Source organism: Pseudomonas sp. Xaverov 259, from assembly GCF_019352915.1.
Lineage (GTDB): Bacteria > Pseudomonadota > Gammaproteobacteria > Pseudomonadales > Pseudomonadaceae > Aquipseudomonas.
Genome location: NZ_JAAAFV010000072.1, coordinates 289797 through 311272 on the forward strand (window position 1 = coordinate 289797; position 21476 = coordinate 311272).

The window sequence follows — 21476 nt, forward strand, 5'->3', positions numbered from 1 at the left end:
CAGAAAGCCCGCTCGCCACAACAGACTCACTAGCCACTCCAACAGACCCTGTTTGTTCAACCGGCATACCAATGATCACCCCATGAACTTGATTCAACGTATCGACGCGCTGCTGCCGCAGACCCAATGCGGCAAATGCGGGCATCCGGGTTGCAAGCCTTACGCCGAGGGCATCGCCCAGGGCGAGGCGATCAACAAGTGCCCGCCCGGTGGGCAGGAAACCATTGCTGGCCTGGCCCACCTGTTGCGCGTGCCGGTGTTGGAACTGGACACCACTCGCGGCGAAGCCCCGGCCCAGGTCGCCTACATTCGCGAAGCCGAGTGCATCGGCTGCACCAAGTGCATCCAGGCGTGCCCGGTGGATGCGATTGTCGGCGCCGCCAAGTTGATGCACACCGTGATCATGGATGAGTGCACCGGCTGCGACCTGTGTGTTGCGCCCTGCCCTGTGGACTGCATTGAAATGCGCCCAGCGACCACTGTGCTGGCGATTGTCGGCGGCCTGGCAGCCAATGATCTGCAACACCAGGCGCGTACTCTCAAGCGCGACCGCGCGCGGCGACGCTTTGAGCAACGCAATGCGCGGCTGCAACGCGAGGAAGCGCATAAGCTCGCCGAGCGCCTGGCGCGGGCTAAACGTTCGGCACCGCCGGCTGCCCCCGTAGCAGCCGATGACACTCAAGCGGCCCGGGATACAGCGGTCAAGAAAGCCAAGATCGCCGTTGCCATGAGCCGTGCCCAACTGCATAAATCACTCAAGGCATTCGGACATCCACCGACCTTTGAGCAGCAGTCGCAGTTGATCGTGCTGCAACAGCAGTTCGAAGCGGCGGAGCAGGCGCTGGCCGCCCTGGAAGTACAGAGCACACCGATGCCTGCAACGGCGCCCAGTAACGGCGCCGACCTCAAGCGCGCTAAAATCCAGCTGGCCATGCGCCGCGCTGAATTGAAGAAAGCCCAGGATCTCAACGCCGCCCCACAGCAACTGGCCGAGGCGCAAAGCAACCTCGATGACGCGCAACGCCAAGTGGATGCGCATAACAGCGCATAAACCGGCGATAAACCCTGCCCTGCGTATTGCTACAATCGCGCTGATCGCCTGCAAGGAAACAACTGCCCCATGAACGCCGCAAAACGCCTGGAAATTTTCCGCAGGTTTCATGAAGACAATCCGGAACCCAAGACCGAGCTGGCCTACTCGTCGCCGTTCGAGTTGCTGATTGCGGTGATCCTGTCGGCACAATCCACCGACGTTGGCGTCAATAAGGCTACGGCCAAGCTGTACCCGGTGGCCAATACGCCAGCCGCCATTTATGCCCTGGGTGTGGAGGGTTTGTCGGAGTACATCAAAACGATCGGCCTATACAACAGCAAGGCCAAGAACGTTATCGAGACCTGCCGCCTGTTGGTTGAGCTGCACGGCAGTGAAGTGCCGCAAACCCGCGAAGCCCTGGAAGCCCTTCCCGGCGTAGGCCGCAAAACCGCCAACGTGGTGCTCAATACCGCGTTCCGGCAACTGACCATGGCAGTGGACACGCATATTTTTCGCGTCAGCAACCGAACCGGCATCGCGCGCGGCAAGAATGTGGTCGAGGTAGAAAAGCAGTTGATGAAGTTTGTACCCAAGCCGTATTTGCTCGACTCCCACCACTGGCTGATCCTGCACGGGCGCTACGTATGCCAGGCCCGCAAGCCTCGCTGCGGGAGTTGCCGCATCGAAGACCTGTGCGAATACAAGGACAAAACCTCCGACGATTGAGGGTTCATTGGTTTTCTCGATCAGTCGATTGAAAAAATCTTTTTTACCCGTTCGTGGATTATCGTTATAAGGAGCGCCAACGGCAGTCTTAGCCCGGAGTTAACCTTATGAGCACTGGCAAAGAACAACTGGATGTAGAAGACGATCTCGTTGAAGTGACGGATGACGAAGGGGAAGCCCCTGTGGCAGAGGTGGCCAAGACCAATTTGAGCAAACGCCGCACTATCGACAACCTGCTGGAAGAGCGACGCTTGCAAAAACAACTGGCCGATTACGACTTCGACCTCTGATCAATGCGCTGACGGCCGGAAGCCTCCCTGACGGAGGCTTTTTTTTGCCGGGTTTTCAGGTTTTGGTGTGCAACCGCACCCGTGTCTACACGAGGCCGTTGCGCTGGGCCAGCTCGATCAAGTCCACAAGGGAACGTGCATTGAGCTTGAGCAACAGGCGGGTCTTGTAGGTGCTGACGGTTTTGTTGCTCAGGAACATGCCGTCGGCGATTTCCTTGTTGGTTTTGCCTCGGGCCAGTTGCTGCAGCACCATCATCTCGCGACCCGACAAGCGTTCAACCATGTCCGCCTCGCTGGCATTGCCCATGGTCGAGCGTACCGAGTTGAGCGCCTGGTTGGGAAAATAGCTGTAGCCGGAGAGCACCGCCTTGATGGCGCTCAACAACTCCGTCAGGTCCTGCTGCTTGCACACGTAGCCCGCCGCCCCCGCCTGCATGCAGCGCATGGAAAAATGGCCAGGCGCCTGAGACGTCAGCACCAGCACCTTGACGGGCGCAGCCTGCTTGGTAGACGCCAGGCGACAGATAACTTCCAAGCCATCGAGTTTGGGTATTCCGATATCCAGAATGACAATGTCCGGCATATGTTCCCGTGCAAGTTGCAACGCATCGACGCCGTTATCAGTCTCGGCAACGACTTCATAACCATGACGTTCCATTAGCATGCGCACAGCAAGACGAATGACGGGATGATCATCCACGATCAGCACTTTATTCATGAGAAAGTCCAATTTCGCTGTTCGAATTATTTAGAGCAAGCACAATAGCCTAGTCGTTTCCTAGTTGGCATAGCGCTCCCCCCCAAGCAACAGCAAGCAGAGACCCAACCCACAACGATATAGGAATTAACCTACAAAAAAACACAAACTCTGGCGCATACGGTTTTATGGAACCCTTCAGAACTTTCCGGGGCCATACATATTTTGAGTGAAATATGCACCGCAAAATGGGCATGAGGTAAATGTACCGCACATGACTTTCAGGAAATACCCCTTGCTTGTCGCCGCAAGGCCAGCGAACAACTGAAAAAAAAATCAACTGTTTTAGTTCCATTCAACATACCTGTTTACATCCCTATTTCCTACAGAAGTTTCAGCGCCCTACATACTCGCCGTACTTAGGTAGTGAATTTTCCGTAAGACATAGTTCCTGTGCAGGTGTAAAAAATTCATTCAGTCGTACAGAAATAAACACGCCACCGCTGAAACGGCCGCGTTTAACTTCGATATTCAACAAAACTTAAACGACAGCGCATCGCTTAAACATCAGGCTGTATTTAAGGCACCTGCCTTTATATGCAGACAAAAAAATGGCCCCTTGAACAAGGGGCCATTTTTTACAACGAGGGCAGCACTCAGAACAGCTTGCGACCCTTGTTGGCGGCGATGCGCATACGCAGCGCGTTCAGCTTGATGAAGCCTGCCGCGTCTGCCTGGTTGTAGGCGCCGCCGTCTTCTTCGAAGGTGGCGATGTTGGCGTCGAACAGCGACTCATCGGACTTGCGGCCAGTAACGATCACGTTGCCCTTGTACAGCTTCAGGCGCACAACGCCGTTCACGTGAACCTGGGAGGCGTCGATCATCTGTTGCAACATCAGACGCTCCGGGCTCCACCAGTAACCGGTGTAGATCAGGCTGGCATACTTGGGCATCAGCTCGTCTTTGAGGTGAGCCACTTCACGATCCAGGGTGATCGACTCAATAGCGCGGTGGGCGCGCAGCATGATGGTGCCACCCGGGGTTTCGTAGCAGCCACGGGACTTCATGCCCACATAACGGTTCTCGACGATATCGAGACGGCCGATACCGTGTTCGCCACCGATACGGTTCAGGGTCGCCAGCACGGTGGCCGGGGTCATTTCGACGCCGTCCAGTGCAACGATGTCGCCGTTACGGTAGGTCAGTTCCAGGTACTGGGCCTTGTCTGGAGCGTTCTCCGGGGAGACGGTCCATTTCCACATGTCTTCTTCGTGCTCGGTCCAGGTGTCTTCCAGCACGCCGCCTTCATAGGAGATGTGCAGCAAGTTGGCGTCCATCGAGTACGGGGACTTCTTCTTGCCGTGACGCTCGATCGGGATTGCGTGCTTTTCAGCGTAATCCATCAGCTTTTCACGGGACAGCAGGTCCCATTCACGCCAAGGAGCAATCACCTTCACGCCTGGCTTGAGGGCGTAGGCACCCAGTTCGAAACGCACCTGGTCGTTGCCCTTGCCGGTAGCACCATGGGAAATGGCGTCGGCGCCGGTTTCGTTGGCGATTTCGATCAGGCGTTTGGCGATCAGCGGACGTGCGATGGAAGTACCCAGCAGGTACTCGCCTTCGTAGACGGTGTTGGCGCGAAACATCGGAAAGACGAAATCGCGGACGAATTCTTCGCGCAGGTCGTCAATGTAGATCTCTTTCACGCCCATGGCTTGCGCCTTGGCACGTGCAGGTTCGACCTCTTCGCCCTGACCCAGGTCAGCGGTGAAGGTCACCACTTCACAGTTATAAGTATCCTGCAGCCACTTGAGGATCACCGAAGTGTCCAGGCCGCCGGAATACGCGAGAACGACCTTGTTTACGTCGGCCATGCCATCACTCCACGGGGTTGTACGGAAAGCCGTCGATTCTACCGACCAAAAGCGTGAATTTACAGAGGCGCGACAGCAAATGAAGATAAAGCGACAGATTATGTCGAGCGGGCGACCGATGGTCGCACCTTAGGAGGTGTGTGCCGCGCTGGTCGGGCCAGTGGCCTGGGGCGCCGGTTTCTCGGGGGCCGCCACGCGTTCGAGCTGAATATTCACGCGACGGTTGCGGGCGCGGTTGGCGGCATTGGTATTGGGCGCCAGTGGGTAACTTTCACCGTGAAAACGCAGGGTGATCTGCGATTCCTGGATGCCATTGGCCTTGAAGTAGTCCATCACCGCCAGGGCACGACGGCGCGAGACGTCACGGTTGGTCAGGCGGTTACCGCTGTTGTCTGAGTGGCCATTCAACTCGACATGGTTAACTGTCGGGTCGGCTTTCATGAACGCAAGAATCACGTCCAGCTTCTTCTTGGCTGCAGCGTCCAGCTCGATACCGCCGCCGGGGAAGCCGACTTCGGTCTGTTTGACCTGATCGTAATTCATCGGCAACAGCTTGGTGGTGCACAGTTGATAGTCGTTGAAGGCCTTGTTGAATTTCACCGGCAACAGGCGGATTTCCGAGTAGCCGCCCTCACGCCCGTAATGCCGCACGGTGGGGCTGCGCCCTTCGAGCAAACCAGTGAACAAACGCCCGGCCTGCGCCTGGGAGCTGTTGAACAGCACGTCGCCACTGCCCACACGCACGGCGCCGAGGTTGATATCACCACGGCCCGGTTGCCAGGGTGCCGCCGCCGCCAACAAGGTCGCCGAGCCCGCACCGAGCGCGCCGCTATAGGCTTTGAGGCGAAATGTGGCCTGCTCGCCGGCCCTGCGCACGAACTCCCCCGAGCCGAAATCGGTGATCGGCTGGGTCAGGCGGCACTCGAATTGGTCGCCTTCCACCTTCCACTCAATGTTCTCCAGACGTGTCTGGAATGTGAGTGCCATCGCAGGCAGGCTGGCGAACACACTGAGCAGGGCTAGATAATGCTGGCGCACGGGAGGCTCCACTGGTTTCTACAACACTTCAAAGCGTCATACGTCGTTAAGGCATACCCAGGGATATCGGACACGTGCGGCAAAACTTGATAGCGAGTGCCTGCAAGAGTCTTTTCCGGTAGCATTCCCACCAGATTGACCCGCCTGGAATCCCCAATGTCCGACCGCCTGACCCTGCTGCGTCCCGACGACTGGCATATTCATCTTCGCGATGGTGCTGCGTTACCCCAAACCGTGGCCGATGTAGCGCGCACGTTTGGCCGCGCGATTATCATGCCTAACCTGGTACCTCCGGTGCGTAATGCCGAGCAAGCCGATGCCTATCGCCAGCGTATCCTCGCTGCGCGCCCGGCCGGCAGCCGCTTCGAACCGTTGATGGTGCTCTACCTCACCGACCGCACCCAGCCTGCCGAAATTCGCGAGGCCAAGGCCAGCGGTTTTGTGTACGCCGCCAAGCTGTACCCGGCGGGCGCGACTACCAACTCCGACTCCGGCGTGACCAGTATCGACAAGATCCTGCCCGCGATCGAAGCCATGACTGAAGTCGGCATGCCGCTGCTGATCCACGGTGAAGTCACCCGTGGCGACGTGGATGTGTTTGATCGTGAAAAGATCTTCATCGACGAGCATATGCGCCGTGTGGTCGAGCTGTTCCCGACCCTCAAGGTCGTGTTCGAGCACATCACCACCGCCGACGCCGTGCAGTTCGTCAACGAGGCTTCGGCCAACGTCGGCGCGACCATCACCGCGCATCACCTGCTCTACAACCGCAACCACATGCTGGTGGGCGGGATTCGTCCGCACTTCTATTGCCTGCCGATCCTCAAGCGCAACACCCACCAGGTGGCCTTGCTGGACGCCGCCACCAGCGGCAGCCCGAAGTTCTTCCTCGGCACCGACTCGGCGCCCCACGCCCAGCACGCCAAAGAAGCCGCATGCGGCTGTGCCGGTTGCTATACCGCGTATGCCGCCATCGAGCTGTATGCCGAGGCGTTCGAACAACGCAACGCCCTGGACAAGCTCGAAGCCTTCGCCAGCCTCAACGGCCCGCGTTTCTACGGCCTGCCGGCGAATACCGATCGCATTACCCTGGTTCGTGAAGACTGGACCGCCCCTGCCAGCCTGCCGTTTGGCGAGCTGACTGTTATCCCGCTGCGCGCCGGTGAAACACTGCGCTGGCGCCTGCTGGAGGAAAGCAAGTGAGTGAAGACCATTACGACGACGAACACGAGCACAGTGGTGGCGGCTCCCGCCACCCGATGGCCGAGCGGTTTCGCGGCTATCTGCCGGTTGTCATCGACGTAGAAACCGGTGGCTTCAACTGCGCCACCGACGCATTGCTGGAAATCGCCGCGACCACTATCGGCATGGATGAGCAGGGTTTTGTGTTCCCGGAACACACGCACTTCTTCCGTGTGGAGCCGTTTGAAGGCGCGAATATCGAAGCTGCCGCCCTGGAGTTCACCGGGATCAAGCTCGACCACCCACTGCGCATGGCCGTGAGTGAAGAAGCGGCGCTGACCGATATCTTCCGTGGTGTGCGCAAAGCGTTGAAGGCCAATGGCTGCAAACGCGCGATTCTGGTTGGCCACAACAGCAGCTTCGACCTCGGCTTCCTGAATGCTGCCGTGGCGCGGCTGGACATGAAGCGCAACCCGTTTCACCCGTTCTCCAGCTTCGACACCGCCACTCTCGCCGGTTTGGCCTATGGCCAGACGGTACTGGCGAAAGCCTGCCAGGCGGCCGGTATCGACTTTGACGGACGTGAGGCCCACTCGGCTCGCTACGATACCGAGAAGACTGCCGATCTGTTCTGCGGCATCGTCAATCGCTGGAAACAGATGGGCGGCTGGGAAGACTTCAACGACTGACGGTGCCTTGGTGGCATGCCCGCTTATTTTTAGTGAGCGGGCTTGTTGTGGCGAGCGGGCTTGCCCCGCGTTGGGCTGCGAAGCGGCCCCAATTAAGTCGACGCACTCTTGCGTTAAACCGCGTTGCCTGTACCAGGGGCCGCTACGCGCCCCAACGCAGGGCAAGCCCGCTCGCCACAACAGTCCCGCTGATCCCGAAACTCAGCCACAGAATCTATTCCCGTGCATAAAAAAACCGGCCCTCACAGGCCGGTTTTTTTGTACCTGAAACGAGGCTTACAGCTTGCCGGCGTTCTCGGTCAGGTAAGCCGCAACGCCTTCTGGCGAAGCGTTCATGCCTTTGTCGCCTTTTTTCCAGTTGGCAGGGCAGACTTCGCCGTGCTCTTCGTGGAATTGCAGGGCGTCAACCAGACGGATCAGCTCTTCCATGTTACGGCCCAGCGGCAGGTCGTTGATGATCTGCGAGCGCACAACGCCCTTGTCGTCGATCAGGAACGCGCCACGGAACGCTACGCCGCCTTCGGACTCAACGTCGTAGGCCTTGGCGATGTCGTGCTTCATGTCGGCAGCCATGGTGTATTTGACTTTGCCGATGCCGCCATCGTTGATGGCGGTGTTGCGCCAGGCGTTGTGGGTGAAATGGGAGTCGATGGAAACGGCGACCACTTCAACGTTGCGCGCCTTGAAATCGTCCATGCGGTGGTCCAGAGCGATCAGCTCCGACGGGCATACGAAGGTGAAGTCCAGCGGGTAGAAGAACACCAGGCCATATTTGCCTTTGATGGCTTCAGACAGTTTGAAGCTGTCTACGATTTCGCCATTGCCAAGGACGGCAGGTACGTCGAAATCCGGGGCTTGTTTGCCGACGAGTACGCTCATTGGGTATCTCCTGATGTAAGGGTGACGATTGAAGTAAAAGGACCGGCCCAAGTCTGGCGCAGTTAAGCGACAGCCCTGTGACGCAGTCACGCTTCGTGAAGACCGACCATCATACACTGAAAAAACCGTTCGTCAGCGCGCCGCAGGTACCTGGCAATAGCCTGCGAATCTACTTTGACAATCATTCTCGTTAACATTAAGATCCATCGCACTTAAGCCTTAAACCCGCGATGGTTCTCCCTTATGTATGTCTGCCTCTGCACTGGCGTCACCGACGGACAAATCCGCGAAGCAATCTACGAAGGTTGCTGCAGCTACAAGGAAGTACGTGAAACCACCGGCGTTGCCAGCCAGTGCGGCAAATGTGCTTGCCTCGCCAAGCAAGTGGTACGGGAAACCCTGACGCAGCTGCAAACAGCCCAGGCCGCGCTCCCCTACTCAGCAGAATTTACACACGCTTAAATAGGCGTGTTTTGAAGAACCGGACTTAGTGTCCGGTTTTTTTATGCCCGTAATTCAATTAGTTAGCGCCAAGACGCGGAACACAAACATTCTTATTCCGATTAATTTTCATTTATTATTCAATAACTTAGGTTTGACACTAGAGATTTCGCCGCTCAAACTCCGCCTTATACACAGCTATTACAGGGCAGGACCCCAGTCATGAAAGGCGACATCTCAGTCATCCAGCAACTCAACAAAATCCTTGCCAATGAACTGGTCGCGATCAATCAGTACTTTCTGCATGCGCGCATGTATGACGATTGGGGCCTGGAAAAGCTCGGCAAGCGTGAATACAAAGAATCGATCAAGGCCATGAAGGACGCCGACGCGCTGATCAAGCGCATCCTGTTCCTGGAAGGCCTGCCGAACGTACAGGACCTGGGCAAGCTGAACATCGGCGAGCACACCCAGGAAATGATCAGCAGCGACCTGAAGTTCGAGCAAAAAAGCCACAGCGACCTCAAGGCCGCCATCGCTCACTGCGAAACCAAAGGTGACTTCGGCAGCCGTGAACTGCTGGAAGATATCCTGGAAGATCAGGAAGAACATATCGACTGGCTGGAAACTCAGTTGGGTCTGATCGTTAAAGTCAGCCTGGAAAACTACCTGCAATCGCAGATGGGTGAATAAGCGCTGAAGATCGTTCCCACTTGAGCATGGTGACGCAGAGCGTCACAGGATGCATTCCCACGCGGAGCGTGGGAACGATCACAAAAAAGCCCCGCTCTCTTTCGAGAAGCGGGGCTTTTTATTGCATTCGGATCAAGCGTCAGTCTTGGCTGCCGCATTTACCGCTGCTTCTTTGATCAACGCTTGCAACGAACCATCAGCTGCCATTTCAGTGATGATATCGCTACCGCCGACCAGCTCACCGGCTACCCACAGCTGTGGGAAAGTTGGCCAGTTGGCGTACTTCGGCAGGTTGGCACGGATTTCCGGGTTTTGCAGGATATCCACGTAAGCGAATTTCTCGCCGCACGCCATGATGGCCTGGGAAGCCTTCGCGGAGAAACCGCACTGAGGAGCGTTCGGGGCGCCCTTCATGTAAAGCAGAATGGTGTTATTGGCAATCTGCTCTTTGATCGTTTCGATGATATCCATGGAACACCTCGGCTGGAACTTTGCGACTCACAGGTCGGCACGGTGGCGCATTGTAACGCAAAATTCCAGCGCAGTGCTCGGGCCTTATGCGGCGGCCACCTGCACCGGCACGCCATTGAGCGCGGCGTTTCCAGACAATTCGTCCAATTGCCGCTCGTCGGTCAGGTCGTTGGCGCTGACCCCAGGCTGGCTGCTGGCGATGCTCATGCGCACGCCCGGCCGACCGTGCCCCCAGCCGTGCGGCAGGCTGACGACGCCGGGCATCATGTCCAAGCTGGCCACCACTTCCACTTCGATCTCGCCAATGCGTGAGCTGACGCGCACCCACTGCCCATCGCTCAGTTGCCGGCTGGCAAGGTCGTCGGGATGCATATGCAGTTGATGGCGCGGCTTGCCCTTCACCAGGCGGTGATAGTTATGCATCCAGGAATTGTTGCTGCGTACATGCCGACGGCCGATCAGTAACAGCTCATTGACCATTGGCACCGGCTGGGCCGCAAAGCGCGCCAGGTCCGCCAGGATCACCGCAGGCGCCGCTTGCACCTGGCCGTCGGCGGTTTTCAAGCGGGCGGCCAGGTTGGGCTTGAGCGGCCCCAGGTCCACGCCATGGGGATGCTCGGCGAGCATGGCCACCGACAGTTTGTGCTCGGAAGCATCGCCATAAACCCCGGCGCGCAAGCCAAAGTCGATCATCTGTGCCGGTGCCACGGTTGGCTTGAGCGCAACACCGGTGTGCGCAGCGAAGGCCTTGGCCAAACCGACAAAGATCTCCCAGTCATGCAACGCACCGGCAGGCTTGGGCAGGATCGCGCGATTGAAGCGGGTGACGTTACGCACCGCAAACATATTGAACGTGGTGTCGTAGTGATCGTTTTCCAGCGCCGAAGTGGACGGCAAGATCAGGTCGGCATGACGCGTGGTTTCGTTGATATACAGGTCGACGCTGACCATGAATTCCAGGCCGTCCAGGGCCTTCTCCAGTTGGCGACCGTTAGGCGTGGACAGCACCGGGTTTCCGGCCACCGTCACCAAGGCGCGGATCTGCCCTTCACCTGCGGTGAGCATTTCTTCGGCCAGGGCCGATACGGGTAACTCGCCACCGTACTCCGGCCGACCGGACACCCGGCTTTGCCAGCGATTGAAGTGCCCACCGCCAGTGGCGGCCACCAGGTCCACCGCCGGCGTGGTGCACAGGGCGCCACCGACACGGTCGAGGTTGCCCGTGACCAAGTTGATCAATTGCACCAGCCAATGGCACAGCGTGCCGAAGGCCTGGGTCGATACGCCCATGCGCCCGTAGCACACGGCCGCGTCCGCCGCCGCGAAGTCCCGCGCCAACTGGCGAATCTGCTCGGCAGGCACCGCACACTGGCGGCTCATGGCTTCAGCGGTAAACCCGGCAATCGCCTGGCGCACAGCCTCAAGGCCTGCAATCGGCAAATGGCTGTCACGGGTCAGGTTTTCGCTGAACAAGGTGTTGAGCAGCCCGAACAGCAACGCGGCGTCGCCACCGGGCCGCACGAACACATGCTGATCGGCAATCGCCGCCGTCTCGCTGCGCCGTGGGTCAACCACCACCACTTTGCCGCCACGCGCCTGGATGGCCTTGAGGCGTTTCTCCACGTCGGGCACGGTCATGATGCTGCCGTTGGACGCCAGCGGGTTGCCGCCCAGGATCAGCATGAAGTCGGTGTGGTCGATATCCGGAATCGGCAGCAACAGGCCATGGCCGTACATCAGGTGACTGGTGAGGTGATGGGGCAACTGGTCCACCGAGGTGGCGGAAAACCGATTGCGCGTCTTCAACAGGCCAAGGAAGTAGTTGCTGTGGGTCATCAACCCGTAGTTATGCACGCTGGGATTGCCCTGATAAACCGCCACCGCGTTCTGCCCATGCCGGGCCTGGATGCCCGCCAGGCGATCGGCTACCAGCGCAAAGGCTTCATCCCACGGGATTGGCTGCCAGTCGCTGCCCACGCGCAGCATGGGCTGGTGCAGGCGGTCGGGGTCGTTCTGAATATCCTGCAGCGCCACGGCTTTTGGGCAAATATGTCCGCGACTGAACGTATCCAGCGGGTCGCCCTTGATGGAGGTGATCGCCAGGCTGCCGTCGTGCGCCTGAGTGGTTTCCAGGGTCAGACCACAGATGGCTTCACACAGATGGCAGGCACGGTGGTGGAGAGTCTTGGTCATGGCCAGTCTCTTTATTGGGCTTTGGCCCAACTATGGCCCGACACCGGCATGCGCACCAGCAACGTTCGCCGCGTGAATCAAAGGGCATAGGCCAGACCGTGAGCAAATGTTTCAAAACCCGGCACAGCACCTCCGAAACCGACGCAGCCTGGCCCGAGCCCGCCCCCACACATTGCAAAAGGTCTCGGCGCCAGTGTACAAATGGGTCGCTGTTGTCAGGAATCAGGCTTCAAAAGCGCTCCGGCGCCCCTCTTGAACACCCTTAATAACCGTAGCCCTATTGGTAAGACGCGACATTTAATTATAAGATCGCGCCTTCCCCTATTTCGTCGCCCCGTGCGGCTTTCGCCGCAGGTCTCGCCCGTTGTCACAATAAACAAGGCTTTGAGTATCTGCGGTCTGTTGCAAAAAGGTAGTTAATGATGAGCGCAAGGCACTTTCTCTCCCTGATGGATTGCACGCCCGAAGAGCTGGTCAGCGTGATCCGTCGAGGCATTGAGCTTAAAGACCTGCGTAACCGCGGCGTACTGTTCGAGCCTTTGAAAAACCGTGTGCTCGGGATGATTTTCGAGAAGTCGTCGACCCGCACCCGCGTGTCGTTCGAAGCCGGCATGATCCAGCTGGGTGGCCAAGCCATCTTCCTGTCCTCGCGTGACACCCAACTGGGCCGTGGCGAGCCGATCGCCGACGCGGCCCGCGTGATGTCGCGCATGCTCGATGCGGTGATGATCCGCACCTTCGCGCACAGCACCGTGACCGAATTTTCCGCCAACTCGCGCGTACCGGTGATCAACGGCCTGTCCGATGACTTGCACCCGTGCCAGTTGCTGGCCGACATGCAAACCTTCCTTGAGCACCGTGGTTCGATCCAGGGCAAGACCGTGGCCTGGATCGGCGACGGCAACAACATGTGCAACAGCTATATAGAAGCGGCGATCCAATTCGACTTCCAACTGCGCGTTGCCTGCCCCGAAGGCTACGAGCCGGATGCACGTTTCCTGGCCCAGGCCGGTGATCGCGTGACCGTGGTGCGCGACCCGCGTGACGCGGTCATCGGCGCGCACCTGGTGAGCACCGACGTGTGGACCTCCATGGGCCAGGAAGAAGAAACCGCCAAGCGCCTGGCGCTGTTCGCGCCGTTCCAGGTGACCCGCGCCCTGCTCGACCTGGCCGCGCCGGACGTGCTGTTCATGCACTGCCTGCCCGCGCACCGTGGCGAAGAAATCAGCCTGGACCTGCTTGACGATGAGCGCTCGGTGGCGTGGGACCAGGCCGAGAACCGCCTGCACGCGCAAAAGGCGCTGCTCGAATTCCTCGTGCCACCGTCGTACCACCACGCATGAGCCAGCCATTACTGCTGAACCTGCGCAATCTGGCATGCGGCTATCAAGATCAACGGGTGGTACAGAATCTCAATCTGCACCTCAACGCCGGCGACATTGGTTGCCTGCTGGGTTCCTCGGGTTGCGGCAAAACCACAACCCTGCGGGCGATTGCCGGGTTTGAACCGGTGCATGAGGGCGAAATCAGCCTGGCCGGCGAAGTGATCTCCAGTGCGGGTTTCACCCTGGCGCCGGAGAAACGTCGCATCGGCATGGTGTTCCAGGACTACGCACTGTTTCCGCATTTGAGCGTGGCCGACAACATCGCCTTCGGCATTCGCAAGCACCCGCAAAAAGACCGCGTGGTCGCTGAATTGCTGGAACTGGTCAACCTGAAAAACCTCGGCAAGCGCTTCCCCCACGAGCTTTCCGGCGGCCAGCAACAACGTGTCGCCCTGGCCCGCGCGCTGGCGCCGGAGCCGCAACTGTTGCTGCTCGACGAACCCTTCTCCAACCTCGATGGCGAACTGCGGCGCAAGCTCAGTCATGAGGTGCGCGACATTCTCAAGGCTCGCGGCACCAGTGCGATTCTGGTCACCCATGATCAAGAAGAAGCCTTCGCCGTGAGTGATCAGGTGGGGGTGTTCAAAGAAGGCCGTCTTGAGCAGTGGGACACGCCCTACAACCTCTATCACGAACCGCAGACGCCTTACGTCGCCAGCTTTATCGGCCAGGGTTACTTCATTCGTGGGCAATTGAGTTCGCCGGAATCGGTCAGCACCGAACTGGGTGACTTGCGCGGTAACCGTGCCTACACCTGGCCAACCGGTGGCGCGGTGGATGTGTTGCTACGCCCGGATGACATTGTTTATGCGCCGGACAGCGCGTTGAAAGCGCGGATTGTCGGCAAGACCTTCCTCGGTGCTTCGACGTTGTACCGTTTGCAACTGCCGACCGGCGCACAGCTGGAGTCGATTTTCCCCAGCCATGCGGACCATCAGGTCGGTGCACAGGTGGGGATTCGGGTGGCAGCGGAACATCTGGTGTTGTTCCAAGCGTCCGGCAGTACGGCGGCGCAGATTCCTCAGGTCGAATCCGGCGTTCGCCGCTACAGCCCGGCGCACTGAGCAACTGACAAAAACCGGATCAACATGTGGGAGCTGGCTTGCCTGCGATGGCATCACTGTGGTCTGTCTGATAGACCGAGGTGTCTGCATCGCAGGCAAGCCAGCTCCCACATTGGTTTTTTAGTGGATTCAGAAGTGAATTTCAGCCCCGCCCAATCGGCGCAAATTTGGCCTGGGTATGCTCGGCCAGCACCGCTGCAGCCAGTTCCACCTCCAATCCCCTTCTGCCGGCACTCACATGAATCGTCGCAAACTGTTGCGCGGTCTCATCGATAAATGTGCGCAAACGCTTCTTCTGCCCCAACGGGCTGATGCCGCCCAACAGGTAACCGGTAGAGCGTTGCGCTGCCGCCGGGTCGGCCATCTCGGCTTTTTTAACCCCGGCCGCATGGGCCAGCGCCTTAAGGTCCAGACTTCCGACGACCGGCACCACCGCCACCAGCAATTCGCCTTTCTCACTGCTGGCCAGCAAGGTCTTGAACACCTGCGCCGGGTCGAGCCCCAATTTTTCCGCGGCCTCCAGGCCATAGGACGCTGCCTTGGGATCATGCTCGTAACTGTGAACGCGATGTTCGGCGCGAACTTTTTTCAACAGGTCCAGTGCGGGGGTCATGACTACTCCTGGCGCGGCAAAAAGATCGCCAATTCTAGGCCAACCCCGCGCAAAACGCTCTAGTGTGCCCCTGCTGCTGTGAACACTTGCAGCCCTACCCGTGATCATTCACCAGACCAATAGTTCGAAAATGACCAATGGTTCACTTTCGACCTTTGACAGCGGTCATTCTTGTCTATATTTTTTCGTTTCCGAATACTGTAGGAATAGTACTCCAGTGTTCCAGCGGGAAGCTGCAGTCAGGATGGGGATCCTGATTACGGTGAAAATCGCGCAACGGCCCGTTGAGGCTGTGCGCCAACAAGAACAACAATCGAGGTTTGCCATGACTACTGCTCTTCAACAGCCTTCACTTTCGAGCCAATGCATGGCCGAGTTCCTGGGGACTGCGCTTCTGATCTTCTTCGGTACAGGATGTGTCGCTGCGCTCAAGGTCGCGGGTGCCAGCTTCGGGCTGTGGGAAATCAGTATCATCTGGGGGATCGGCGTGAGTATGGCGATCTACCTCACAGCCGGTATTTCCGGGGCGCACCTCAACCCGGCGGTGAGTATCGCCCTGTGCATCTTTGCCGATTTCGAAAAACGCAAACTGCCCTTCTATATCCTCGCGCAAATCGCTGGCGCGTTCTGCTCGGCGGCGTTGGTTTACACGCTGTACAGCAACCTCTTTTTCGATTACGAACAAACTCATCATATGCTTCGCGGCTCCCAGGCCAGCCTGGAGTTGGCGTCGGTGTTCTCCACCTACCCGCACGCCCTGCTGAGCACGGCCCAGGCATTCCTGGTGGAAATGGTCATTACCGCCATCCTGATGGGCGTGATCATGGCCCTCACCGACGATAACAACGGCCTGCCCCGCGGCCCGTTGGCCCCACTGTTGATCGGCCTGCTGATTGCGGTAATCGGCAGCGCCATGGGCCCGCTGACCGGCTTTGCGATGAACCCGGCGCGGGATTTCGGCCCCAAGCTGATGACCTTTTTCGCCGGCTGGGGTGAAATGGCCTTTACTGGCGGCCGCGATATTCCTTACTTCCTGGTACCGATTTTCGCGCCGATTGTCGGCGCCTGCCTCGGCGCTGCGGCATATCGCGGGCTGATTGCCCGCCACCTGCCGAGCGCCGCACCTGCTATAGCTGAAGAAACACCTGACACGGCTGTCAACGGCAAGACTCGTATTTCCTGAAAGCGCCGGCCTGGTCCCCTGCCCTTCGCGGCCCAGGCTGATTTCTGACTTCCTTATTTCGTCCAAGGCAATTGACATGACCGACATTCAGAATAAGAACTACATCATTGCCCTTGATCAGGGCACCACCAGTTCGCGGGCGATCATCTTCGATCGTGACGCCAACGTGGTCTGCACCGCCCAGCGTGAATTCGCTCAGCATTACCCGCAAGCCGGTTGGGTCGAACATGACCCGATGGAAATCTTCGCTACCCAGAGCGCGGTGATGGTCGAGGCCCTGGCACAAGCCGGCCTGCACCATGACCAGGTCGCCGCCATCGGTATTACCAACCAGCGTGAAACCACCGTGGTCTGGGACAAGATCACCGGCCGCCCGATCTACAACGCGATCGTGTGGCAGTGCCGCCGCAGCACCGAGATCTGCCAGCAGCTCAAGCGCGACGGCCACGAGCAATACATCAGCGACACTACCGGCCTGGTCACCGACCCGTACTTCTCCGGCACCAAGCTCAAGTGGATCCTCGACAACGTCGAAGGCAGCCGTGAGCGTGCGCGCAACGGCGAACTGCTGTTCGGCACCATCGACAGCTGGCTGATCTGGAAATTTACCGGCGGCAAAACCCACGTCACCGACTACACCAACGCCTCGCGCACCATGCTCTTCAACATCCACACCCTGGAGTGGGATGCGAAGATGCTGGAGATTCTCGACGTGCCGCGCGAAATGCTGCCGGAAGTTAAATCCTCCTCGGAAATCTACGGCCGCACCAAAAGCGGCATCGCCATCGGCGGGATTGCCGGTGACCAGCAAGCGGCTCTGTTCGGCCAGATGTGCGTGGAAGCCGGCCAGGCCAAGAACACTTACGGCACCGGTTGCTTCCTGCTGATGAACACCGGCGACAAAGCGGTGAAATCCAAGCATGGCATGCTCACCACCATCGCTTGCGGCCCGCGTGGCGAAGTGGCTTACGCCCTCGAAGGCGCGGTCTTCAACGGTGGCTCCACCGTGCAATGGCTGCGTGACGAGCTGAAAATCATCGCCGACGCCACCGACACCGAATACTTCGCCGGCAAGGTCAAAGACAGCAACGGCGTGTACCTGGTGCCCGCCTTTACCGGCCTGGGCGCTCCGTACTGGGACCCATATGCCCGTGGCGCGCTGTTCGGCCTGACCCGTGGCGTGCGCGTGGACCACATTATTCGTGCCGCCCTGGAGTCGATTGCCTACCAGACCCGCGACGTGCTGGACGCCATGCAACAGGACTCGGGCGAACGCCTCAAAGCCCTGCGTGTGGACGGCGGTGCGGTGGCCAACAACTTCCTGATGCAGTTCCAGGCCGACATCCTTGGCACCCAGGTCGAGCGCCCGCAAATGCGCGAGACCACGGCACTTGGCGCCGCGTACCTGGCAGGCCTGGCCTGCGGTTTCTGGGGCAGCCTGGAAGAACTGCGTGGCAAGGCCGTGATCGAGCGCGAATTCGAACCACAGCTTGATGAAGTCGCCAAAGAGAAGCTCTACGCCGGCTGGCAAAAAGCAGTCAGCCGCACCCGCGACTGGGAACCGCACGAAGGCGCTGAATAAGCCAACCGCCGGACCCATATCGGGTTGTAACTGGCGGGGAGTCGATTGCTGCGGCATCATGGGCCACTTTTGTATGGCAGCCCAAAGGAAGCCCCATGAATCTGCCTCCCCGCCAACAACAAATCCTCGAACTGGTGCGCGAACGCGGCTACGTCAGTATCGAAGAGATGGCGCAGCTATTCGTTGTCACCCCGCAAACCATCCGCCGCGATATCAACCAGCTGGCGGACGCCAATCTGCTGCGCCGCTACCACGGCGGCGCGGCCTATGACTCCAGTGTCGAGAACACCGCGTACGCCATGCGTGCCGACCAGATGCGTGACGAAAAACAACGCATCGGCGAAGCCATTGCCGCGCAAATCCCTGATCACGCCTCGCTGTTTATCAATATCGGCACCACCACCGAATCCATCGCGCGTGCGCTGCTCAATCACAACCACCTGAAAATCATCACCAACAACCTCAACGTTGCGACCATGCTCAGTGCCAAGGACGACTTCGATGTGCTGTTGACCGGCGGCAATGTGCGCCGTGACGGCGGTGTGGTGGGCCAGGCCAGCGTCGACTTCATTAACCAGTTCAAGGTCGACTTTGCCTTGGTGGGCATCAGCGGCATTGACGAAGACGGCAGCTTGTTGGACTTCGATTATCAGGAGGTCAGGGTTTCCCAAGCGATTATCGCCAATGCGCGCCAAGTGATTCTGGCGGCGGACTCAAGCAAATTCGGGCGCAATGCCATGATTCGTTTGGGGCCGATCAGTCTGGTGGATTGCTTGGTGACGGATCAGCAGCCGGTGCCGGCGCTGGTGCAGTTGTTAAACCAGCACAAAGTCAGGCTGGAAGTGGTTTAGCGCCTGTAGCATCGCCATCGCGGGCAAGCCCGCTCCCACAGTTGACCGCATTTTCATGTTGGAACCCGGTCAACTGTGGGAGCCGGGCTTGCCCGCGATAGCGATAGATCCGACACCAAAACTCCCGAGCCTGCCCTAGGTTCATGTTCACAATTCTTCCTTTCCCCGCCCTTCGATGAGTTTTTTCAATCGAAGTCGGGTGGCTGCGCGCGCGTTTATCAGCTACCATTTTCGCAAATGAACATTAATGTTCGAATTCCAAGACGAAAAAGATCGCGAGGCCAGCCGATGAACCCTTCCACCTTGCCTGCTCCACCGCTTGCCGAAGTCTATGACGTTGCCGTAATTGGCGGCGGGATCAATGGCGTCGGCATTGCAGCAGACGCAGCCGGGCGCGGTTTGTCGGTATTCCTTTGCGAAAAGGACGACTTGGCCAGCCACACCTCTTCGGCCAGCAGCAAGCTGATCCACGGTGGCCTGCGTTACCTCGAACATTACGAATTCCGCCTGGTGCGCGAGGCGCTGGCCGAACGTGAAGTGCTGCTGGCCAAGGCCCCGCACATCGTCAAGCAGATGCGCTTTGTCTTGCCGCACCGCCCGCACCTGCGCCCGGCTTGGATGATCCGCGCTGGCCTGTTCCTGTACGACCACTTGGGCAAGCGCGAAAAACTCGCCGGTTCCAAGAGCCTGAAGTTCGGCCCCGACAGCCCGCTGAAAAGCGAAATCACCAAAGGCTTCGAATACTCCGACTGCTGGGTCGATGACGCCCGCCTGGTGGTGCTCAATGCCATGGCCGCCCGTGAAAAAGGCGCGCATATCCACACCCAGACCCGTTGCATCAGCGCACACCGCAGTAACGGCATGTGGGAAATGAACATGGAGCGCGCCGATGGCAGCCTGTTCTCGATCCGCGCCCGCGCCTTGGTGAATGCCGCCGGCCCGTGGGTCGCCAAGTTCATCAAGGAAGACCTGAAGCTGGACTCGCCTTACGGCATCCGCTTGATCCAGGGCAGCCACCTGATCGTGCCGAAACTCTACGAAGGTGCGCACGCGCACATTCTGCAGAACGAAGACCAGCGCATCGTCTTCACTATTCCGTACCTGAACCACCTGACCATCATCGGCACCACCGACCGTGAGTACACCGGTGACCCGGCGAAGGTTGCGATTACCGAAGGTGAAACCGACTACATGCTCAACGTGGTCAACGCGCACTTCAAAAAGCAGCTGAGCCGCGACGACATCGTGCACACCTACTCCGGCGTGCGCCCACTGTGCAACGACGAATCGGACAACCCCTCGGCCATTACGCGCGACTACACCCTGTCGCTGTCTGGCGGTAACGGTGAAGCGCCGATCCTGTCGGTGTTCGGCGGCAAGTTGACCACCTACCGCAAGCTGGCCGAGTCGGCGATGGCGCAACTGGCGCCGTTTTTCACGCAGATGCGCCCAAGCTGGACTGCCACGGCGAGCCTGCCGGGCGGCGAAAACATGAGCACGCCAGAAGCCTTGGCCGAAGCGATTCGCGCCAAGTTCGACTGGGTGCCGAGTGAGATCGCACGCCGCTGGTCCACCACGTACGGCAGCCGTACCTGGCGCTTGCTCGAAGGTGTGCAATCGTTGGCTGACTTGGGCGAGCACCTGGGTGGCGGCCTGTACACCCGCGAAGTCGATTACCTGTGCGCCGAAGAATGGGTGACGCAACCGCAGGACGTGCTGTGGCGCCGGACCAAGCTGGGCTTGTTCACCACACCGCAAGAGCAGGACAACGTGCAGCGCTACCTGTCCAAGGTTGAGCAAAACCGCGCAAAGATTGAAGCGGCCTGATCGCAGGCCGCAACGAGAAGCCCCTGTACCGCAAGGTTCAGGGGCTTTTTTTATGTTGCGAGTGCCTGGCGCTGATAACGCAGGCCCATGTCTCGAATTGCGCTGATGGCCGAGCCCAGCAGCACCGGATAAGCGGCCTGCAGGAACCCCGGCGTCGCCGTCGCCAGCGCACGCTCAAGCCATACGCAGGCTTGGGCTTCATCGCCCTCTGCCACCAACTCCGCAGCATGGTTGTACTGCCCGCGAAAATCCCCGGCCAGCGCCGCGCGCTGATACCACGCTTTGGCCAGGCGCACATCCTTGGGCACCACCACACCTTCATGGTGGAAACGCCCCAGCAGGTTCATCGACTTGGCGTGGCCCTTATCCGCCGCCTGCGCAAACAGCGCATACGCCGCGCCCAAGTCACGCGCTACACCGCGCCCGCCGGTGAGCAATTGCGCGTAGTTGTACAACCCCCAATCCAGACCCAGGTCGGCGGCCTGTCGGTAATGCTGCGCGGCATCCGCCAGATCGATGGCGCAGCCCCAGCCGTTCTCCAGGCAGCGCCCGATCATGTTGATCGCCATGGGGTGACGCTGGCGTGCGGCGATACGAAACCAGCTCAGTGCCAGCGCCTCATCCTTCTGCACGCCACGGCCGTCGAGCAGCAGCTGCGCCAACGTCGCCTGCGCGTCGGCATCGCCCAGTTGCGCGGTATGTATGACCCAACGTGCGTAGGCCCGTGGGTTTTCACCGATATCCGCTGGGTTGCTTTGCATGGCT

Annotated in this window: 21 protein-coding genes; 13 read left to right on the top strand and 8 right to left on the bottom strand. The window is 59.2% G+C overall.

Annotated features, from left to right (window positions below; all coding sequences use genetic code 11):
* Nucleotides 1-82 precede the first annotated feature (82 nt).
* The 3 genes from rsxB to K0H48_RS30080 all read left to right on the top strand — a co-directional run bounded on the left by rsxB (nt 83) and on the right by K0H48_RS30080 (nt 2049).
* Complete coding sequence (rsxB, locus tag K0H48_RS30070) at nt 83-1051, top strand: electron transport complex subunit RsxB (RefSeq protein WP_219337807.1); 969 nt, start codon at nt 83-85, stop codon at nt 1049-1051.
* A gap of 69 nt (nt 1052-1120) precedes the next feature.
* Nucleotides 1121-1759 (top strand): endonuclease III, encoded by a 639-nt coding sequence (gene nth, locus K0H48_RS30075; RefSeq protein WP_017137046.1) that lies wholly within the window; start codon nt 1121-1123, stop codon nt 1757-1759.
* Between the two features lie 107 nt (nt 1760-1866).
* The gene (locus K0H48_RS30080; protein ID WP_219337808.1) at nt 1867-2049 is read left to right on the top strand and encodes a PA3496 family putative envelope integrity protein; all 183 of its coding nucleotides are present in this window, start codon (nt 1867-1869) and stop codon (nt 2047-2049) included.
* Nucleotides 2050-2134: 85 nt separating this feature from the next.
* On the opposite strand, the gene K0H48_RS30085 is transcribed toward K0H48_RS30080, so the two are convergent.
* From K0H48_RS30085 to K0H48_RS30095, 3 genes are all read right to left on the bottom strand, one after another.
* Nucleotides 2135-2767 carry a response regulator transcription factor gene (locus tag K0H48_RS30085; protein WP_138816592.1) on the bottom strand — a complete coding sequence of 211 codons (633 nt, stop codon included), beginning with the start codon at nt 2765-2767 and terminating at the stop codon, nt 2135-2137.
* Between the two features lie 635 nt (nt 2768-3402).
* Complete coding sequence (locus K0H48_RS30090) at nt 3403-4620, bottom strand: argininosuccinate synthase (RefSeq protein WP_003208700.1); 1218 nt, start codon at nt 4618-4620, stop codon at nt 3403-3405.
* A gap of 129 nt (nt 4621-4749) precedes the next feature.
* Complete coding sequence (locus K0H48_RS30095; RefSeq protein WP_219337809.1) at nt 4750-5658, bottom strand: OmpA family protein; 909 nt, start codon at nt 5656-5658, stop codon at nt 4750-4752.
* 156 nt (nt 5659-5814) lie between these two features.
* On the opposite strand from K0H48_RS30095, the gene pyrC reads away from it, so the two are divergent.
* Nucleotides 5815-6861 (top strand): dihydroorotase, encoded by a 1047-nt coding sequence (gene pyrC / locus K0H48_RS30100; protein WP_219337810.1) that lies wholly within the window; start codon nt 5815-5817, stop codon nt 6859-6861.
* Nucleotides 6858-7529, top strand: coding sequence for a ribonuclease T (rnt, locus tag K0H48_RS30105; protein ID WP_083359903.1), 672 nt, complete (start codon nt 6858-6860; stop codon nt 7527-7529). The genes pyrC and rnt overlap by 4 nt, the downstream gene beginning before the upstream one ends.
* 276 nt (nt 7530-7805) lie before the next feature.
* Here the strand turns inward: rnt and K0H48_RS30110 are convergent, their stop codons facing one another.
* Complete coding sequence (locus K0H48_RS30110) at nt 7806-8408, bottom strand: peroxiredoxin (protein WP_003172097.1); 603 nt, start codon at nt 8406-8408, stop codon at nt 7806-7808.
* A gap of 243 nt (nt 8409-8651) precedes the next feature.
* On the opposite strand from K0H48_RS30110, the gene K0H48_RS30115 reads away from it, so the two are divergent.
* Both K0H48_RS30115 and bfr read left to right on the top strand, forming a co-directional pair.
* A complete protein-coding gene (locus K0H48_RS30115; RefSeq protein WP_010564137.1) occupies nt 8652-8870 on the top strand; it encodes a bacterioferritin-associated ferredoxin in 219 nt (72 codons plus the stop codon).
* A gap of 201 nt (nt 8871-9071) precedes the next feature.
* Nucleotides 9072-9542: a bacterioferritin gene (bfr, locus tag K0H48_RS30120; protein WP_017137040.1), complete on the top strand. Its 471-nt coding sequence runs from the start codon at nt 9072-9074 to the stop codon at nt 9540-9542.
* Nucleotides 9543-9674: 132 nt separating this feature from the next.
* On the opposite strand, the gene grxD is transcribed toward bfr, so the two are convergent.
* Both grxD and K0H48_RS30130 read right to left on the bottom strand, forming a co-directional pair.
* Nucleotides 9675-10013: a Grx4 family monothiol glutaredoxin gene (gene grxD, locus K0H48_RS30125; RefSeq protein WP_058421605.1), complete on the bottom strand. Its 339-nt coding sequence runs from the start codon at nt 10011-10013 to the stop codon at nt 9675-9677.
* An 84-nt stretch (nt 10014-10097) separates the two neighbouring features.
* Nucleotides 10098-12206 (bottom strand): molybdopterin oxidoreductase family protein, encoded by a 2109-nt coding sequence (locus K0H48_RS30130; protein WP_219337811.1) that lies wholly within the window; start codon nt 12204-12206, stop codon nt 10098-10100.
* Between the two features lie 422 nt (nt 12207-12628).
* On the opposite strand from K0H48_RS30130, the gene argF reads away from it, so the two are divergent.
* Together argF and K0H48_RS30140 are read left to right on the top strand one after the other, a co-directional pair.
* Nucleotides 12629-13549: an ornithine carbamoyltransferase gene (gene argF / locus K0H48_RS30135; protein WP_069786197.1), complete on the top strand. Its 921-nt coding sequence runs from the start codon at nt 12629-12631 to the stop codon at nt 13547-13549.
* Nucleotides 13546-14655 (top strand): ABC transporter ATP-binding protein, encoded by a 1110-nt coding sequence (locus K0H48_RS30140; protein WP_056857628.1) that lies wholly within the window; start codon nt 13546-13548, stop codon nt 14653-14655. The genes argF and K0H48_RS30140 overlap by 4 nt, the downstream gene beginning before the upstream one ends.
* A gap of 142 nt (nt 14656-14797) precedes the next feature.
* Here the strand turns inward: K0H48_RS30140 and ybaK are convergent, their stop codons facing one another.
* The gene (ybaK, locus tag K0H48_RS30145; RefSeq protein ID WP_138816601.1) at nt 14798-15268 is read right to left on the bottom strand and encodes a Cys-tRNA(Pro) deacylase; all 471 of its coding nucleotides are present in this window, start codon (nt 15266-15268) and stop codon (nt 14798-14800) included.
* A gap of 325 nt (nt 15269-15593) precedes the next feature.
* On the opposite strand from ybaK, the gene K0H48_RS30150 reads away from it, so the two are divergent.
* From K0H48_RS30150 to glpD, 4 genes are all read left to right on the top strand, one after another.
* Nucleotides 15594-16451, top strand: coding sequence for an MIP/aquaporin family protein (locus tag K0H48_RS30150; protein WP_219337812.1), 858 nt, complete (start codon nt 15594-15596; stop codon nt 16449-16451).
* A gap of 76 nt (nt 16452-16527) precedes the next feature.
* Entirely contained in the window at nt 16528-18033 is a 1506-nt protein-coding gene (glpK, locus tag K0H48_RS30155) for a glycerol kinase GlpK (RefSeq protein ID WP_219337813.1), read from the top strand.
* Nucleotides 18034-18128: 95 nt separating this feature from the next.
* The gene (locus K0H48_RS30160) at nt 18129-18884 is read left to right on the top strand and encodes a DeoR/GlpR family transcriptional regulator (protein WP_010212755.1); all 756 of its coding nucleotides are present in this window, start codon (nt 18129-18131) and stop codon (nt 18882-18884) included.
* A 288-nt stretch (nt 18885-19172) separates the two neighbouring features.
* Nucleotides 19173-20711, top strand: coding sequence for a glycerol-3-phosphate dehydrogenase (gene glpD / locus K0H48_RS30165; RefSeq protein WP_219337814.1), 1539 nt, complete (start codon nt 19173-19175; stop codon nt 20709-20711).
* A 50-nt stretch (nt 20712-20761) separates the two neighbouring features.
* Here the strand turns inward: glpD and K0H48_RS30170 are convergent, their stop codons facing one another.
* A complete protein-coding gene (locus K0H48_RS30170) occupies nt 20762-21472 on the bottom strand; it encodes a tetratricopeptide repeat protein (protein WP_219337815.1) in 711 nt (236 codons plus the stop codon).
* Nucleotides 21473-21476: the final 4 nt, after the last annotated feature.

What these genes read in the sequence shown, in the direction of transcription:
- rsxB (WP_219337807.1), top strand. Translation starts at nt 83, where the DNA reads ATGAACTTGATTCAACGTATCGACGCGCTGCTGCCGCAGACCCAATGC.
- nth (WP_017137046.1), top strand. Translation starts at nt 1,121, where the DNA reads ATGAACGCCGCAAAACGCCTGGAAATTTTCCGCAGGTTTCATGAAGAC.
- K0H48_RS30080 (WP_219337808.1), top strand. Translation starts at nt 1,867, where the DNA reads ATGAGCACTGGCAAAGAACAACTGGATGTAGAAGACGATCTCGTTGAA.
- K0H48_RS30085 (WP_138816592.1), bottom strand. Translation starts at nt 2,767, where the DNA reads ATGAATAAAGTGCTGATCGTGGATGATCATCCCGTCATTCGTCTTGCT.
- K0H48_RS30090 (WP_003208700.1), bottom strand. Translation starts at nt 4,620, where the DNA reads ATGGCCGACGTAAACAAGGTCGTTCTCGCGTATTCCGGCGGCCTGGAC.
- pyrC (WP_219337810.1), top strand. Translation starts at nt 5,815, where the DNA reads ATGTCCGACCGCCTGACCCTGCTGCGTCCCGACGACTGGCATATTCAT.
- K0H48_RS30110 (WP_003172097.1), bottom strand. Translation starts at nt 8,408, where the DNA reads ATGAGCGTACTCGTCGGCAAACAAGCCCCGGATTTCGACGTACCTGCC.
- K0H48_RS30115 (WP_010564137.1), top strand. Translation starts at nt 8,652, where the DNA reads ATGTATGTCTGCCTCTGCACTGGCGTCACCGACGGACAAATCCGCGAA.
- bfr (WP_017137040.1), top strand. Translation starts at nt 9,072, where the DNA reads ATGAAAGGCGACATCTCAGTCATCCAGCAACTCAACAAAATCCTTGCC.
- grxD (WP_058421605.1), bottom strand. Translation starts at nt 10,013, where the DNA reads ATGGATATCATCGAAACGATCAAAGAGCAGATTGCCAATAACACCATT.
- K0H48_RS30130 (WP_219337811.1), bottom strand. Translation starts at nt 12,206, where the DNA reads ATGACCAAGACTCTCCACCACCGTGCCTGCCATCTGTGTGAAGCCATC.
- argF (WP_069786197.1), top strand. Translation starts at nt 12,629, where the DNA reads ATGAGCGCAAGGCACTTTCTCTCCCTGATGGATTGCACGCCCGAAGAG.
- K0H48_RS30140 (WP_056857628.1), top strand. Translation starts at nt 13,546, where the DNA reads ATGAGCCAGCCATTACTGCTGAACCTGCGCAATCTGGCATGCGGCTAT.
- ybaK (WP_138816601.1), bottom strand. Translation starts at nt 15,268, where the DNA reads ATGACCCCCGCACTGGACCTGTTGAAAAAAGTTCGCGCCGAACATCGC.
- K0H48_RS30150 (WP_219337812.1), top strand. Translation starts at nt 15,594, where the DNA reads ATGACTACTGCTCTTCAACAGCCTTCACTTTCGAGCCAATGCATGGCC.
- glpK (WP_219337813.1), top strand. Translation starts at nt 16,528, where the DNA reads ATGACCGACATTCAGAATAAGAACTACATCATTGCCCTTGATCAGGGC.
- K0H48_RS30160 (WP_010212755.1), top strand. Translation starts at nt 18,129, where the DNA reads ATGAATCTGCCTCCCCGCCAACAACAAATCCTCGAACTGGTGCGCGAA.
- glpD (WP_219337814.1), top strand. Translation starts at nt 19,173, where the DNA reads ATGAACCCTTCCACCTTGCCTGCTCCACCGCTTGCCGAAGTCTATGAC.
- K0H48_RS30170 (WP_219337815.1), bottom strand. Translation starts at nt 21,472, where the DNA reads ATGCAAAGCAACCCAGCGGATATCGGTGAAAACCCACGGGCCTACGCA.